Source organism: Desulfovibrio sp. 1214_IL3152 (assembly GCF_036763055.1).
Taxonomy (GTDB): domain Bacteria; phylum Desulfobacterota; class Desulfovibrionia; order Desulfovibrionales; family Desulfovibrionaceae; genus Desulfovibrio.
This window is the reverse complement of the sequence record NZ_JBAIYW010000441.1, coordinates 1-2,841: the sequence shown is the minus strand read 5'-3', so window position 1 is coordinate 2,841 and position 2,841 is coordinate 1. Positions and strand designations below refer to the sequence as shown.

At 60.8% G+C, this 2,841-nt stretch carries 2 protein-coding genes and 1 pseudogene; 1 reads left to right on the top strand and 2 read right to left on the bottom strand.

Going from position 1 to position 2,841, the window contains the following annotated elements; all coding sequences use genetic code 11:
• On the bottom strand, window positions 1-590 hold a 590-nt coding region (locus V6C07_RS09295), incomplete at its 3' end, for a dihydroxy-acid dehydratase domain-containing protein (protein ID WP_333536151.1).
• A 214-nt stretch (window positions 591-804) separates the two neighbouring features.
• On the opposite strand from V6C07_RS09295, the gene V6C07_RS09290 reads away from it, so the two are divergent.
• Window positions 805-2,355: a lipopolysaccharide biosynthesis protein gene (locus V6C07_RS09290; RefSeq protein ID WP_333536150.1), complete on the top strand. Its 1,551-nt coding sequence runs from the start codon at window positions 805-807 to the stop codon at window positions 2,353-2,355.
• 195 nt (window positions 2,356-2,550) lie between these two features.
• Here the strand turns inward: V6C07_RS09290 and V6C07_RS09285 are convergent.
• Window positions 2,551-2,841: pseudogene (locus V6C07_RS09285) on the bottom strand (methyl-accepting chemotaxis protein); the annotation flags it as partial.

Here is a 2,841-nt window from a genome sequence, read left to right as displayed (position 1 = left end):
CCCGCACAGGCTCCGCAGCCGTGGCAGGCGCGCTCGGCCATGTACTCCAGTTCCTCTTCGCTCATGGCTCCGCTGCGCACCTTGCCCACGGCCTCAAAAACCGTGATCAGGTCGCCGCGTTGGCGCGGGCCGATATTGCCGGGCAGCATGGGACCACCGGAAACCATGACCGAAGGTATATTAAGGCGCATCATAGCCATGAGCATGCCCGGCACACACTTGTCGCAGTTAGGTATGAAAACCAGGGCGTCAAAGGCGTGGGCGCGGGCCATAATCTCCACAGAATCGGCAATAAACTCGCGCGAGGGCAATGAAAAACGCATGCCTTCATGGTTCATGGCAAGACCGTCGCAGACGGCTATGGCCGGAAACTGCAAAGGCGTTCCTCCAGCCATGCGCACTCCGGCTTTTACCGCGTCTGCAAGAGCATTGAGATGTAGATGGCCCGGCACAACCTCGCTGGCCGCATTGACCACGCCTACCAGCGGGCGGTCCATTTCTTCCCTGGTCAGGCCCAGGGCATAAAGCAGGGAACGGTGGGGGGCTTTTTCAAGGCCGGACTTCATTTTTTTGCTGCGGCTCTCATCCATGACGGCATCCTTGCGTTATAATAGCGGGTCTTCCCGCAGCCATGCGCGGCGCGGGCAATTTTTTTATGGTAAGGCAAAAGACCGCGTGCGTAAATACGCGCCCGGCAAGGCCGGGCGGGCGGCATGCACAGCCCGGCGATAACGCGCCAGATTTTTTTTCGCTGAAAGCCCGCGCGCTCTTGAGAGCCGAGGGGAAGTGAGCTAGTTTCCGTGCATGCAAAGCTCCACTCCCACCCTGGCGCGCCGCTATACCTTCAAGCTTCTGGCCAATATCGCCACCGTGCCCGTTTATCTGGTCATGGAGGCCATACTGCCGCGCGCTCTGGGACCGCAAATGTACGGCAACTACAGCTTTGCCACCAACCTGTTCCAGCAGCTCACCGGCTTTCTGGATATGGGAACCTCCACCTGCTTTTACAACGCCCTGTCGCGCAGGCAGAACGAAACCGGACTTGCGACCTTTTACGCCCGCGTAACGGTGCTTGTGATGGGCATTATTCTGCTGGCGGCCCTGGCCTTGCAGGCCCCTCTTCTGGGCGACCTGCTCATGCCTGATGTACCCTTGTGGCTGGCCCCCCTGGCGGCTCTCTGGGCCTTTCTTACCTGGTGGGGGCGGGTGCTGCGCTCAATGAACGACGCCGTGGGAGCCACGGTGGCGTCCGAAATGGTGCGCACAGTCGTCTCACTTTTTATGGTGGCCCTGCTGGGCCTCATGTTCTGGCAGGACTGGCTGAACATACACACGCTTTTTGCCCAGCAGTACCTCATGCTCGGCCTTATGGCCCTCGGCTACTGGCTTGTAACGCGCCGCCACTGGCGCAGCCGCGACGTGGCCGTGCGCTTCAGGTTGCCCGCAGGACAGGGCAAGGCGTACAGCCGCGAATTCTTCACTTACAGCCATCCGCTTTTTGTGCAGGCGCTGCTTTCCTTTTTGCTGCTCACGGCCGAACGCTGGCTTTTGCAGTGGTTTGACGGCAGCGTACAGCAGGGCTTTTTTGCGCTGTCGCAAAAAGTCAGCATGGCCTGCTTTTTATTCGTTTCTGCCATGACGCCCCTGATCATGCGCGAACTGTCCATTGCCTGGGGACACAATGACCGCGAAGCCATGGGCCGCCTGCTTACGCGCTTTGCCCCCCTGCTTTACGTGGTTGCGGCCTATTTTTCCTGTTTTACGCTTATGGAAGGCTCGGCCCTGGTGGATTTTTTCGGCGGCGCGGAATTTGCCGCCGCCACCCTGCCCGTGCAGATCATGGCCCTGTACCCCCTGCATCAGGCATACGGCCAGTTGGCGGGATCGGTCTTTCATGCCACGGGGCGTACGCGCGTGCTGCGCAACATGGCGGCCCTCGAGTGCGTTTACGGCTTTACCGCCGCCTGGTTTCTGCTGGCCCCGCCGGAGTATATGGGCCTGAACCTCGGCGCGGTGGGGCTGGCCCTGAAAACTGTGGCGGTGCAGATCATTACCGTCAACGTCTACCTGTGGCTGGCATCGCGCTTTCTGCCTCTGAGCTTCTGGCGCAACGTGGCCCACCAGATATGGAGTCTGGCCGTGCTGCTGGGCCTGGCCTGGCTTTGCCGCGAAGGTACGCTCATGGCCGGTCTGGGCGATATGGACACGTTTTCGCGCTTTTTCATCTCCGGCGTACTGTACAGCGTGGGAACGGTGTTGCTCTGCCTGAGTCTGCCCGCGCTGCTCGGCCTGTCGCGGCAAGACCTGCGCGAACTTGTGGCACGCTTTAAAAAATCCCGTCAAAAGACCGCCTGAGCAGGCTGAAACTTTTCGCACTGCTGAAATTTTTTGCACTGCGGCCTGGCGGTAGCGTCTGGCCCGCACGGTCACGCAGCATAGTCCGCAAAGATCCGCCCTGCGCGGCAAAGGCCCCACTGCAAGCAGTGGGGCCTTTGCTGTCATACCGGGCCGGAGCACGGTCAGGTCGGGGCAAAAGGACAGAGAATACGGCTACGCGCCTGAACGCAAACCCGCGATGAGGGTTTCAAGGTCGCGAGCCTGACGCGCCAGATCCGCGATGGCGGCCGTACACTGGCTCATGGCCTGATCAGTGGCTGTGGCAATGTCGCTGATGGAGCTGATGGCCCGGTTGATTTCCTCAGAGGTTGCGGACTGCTCCTCAGCCGCTGTGGCAATGGAGTGTACCTGGTCACCGGCGCTTTCCACCATATGCACAACCTGGGCAATGGCCGCGCCGGAGCGCTGGGCCAGATCCGTAGCCTCACCCACGCGCTTGCCCGC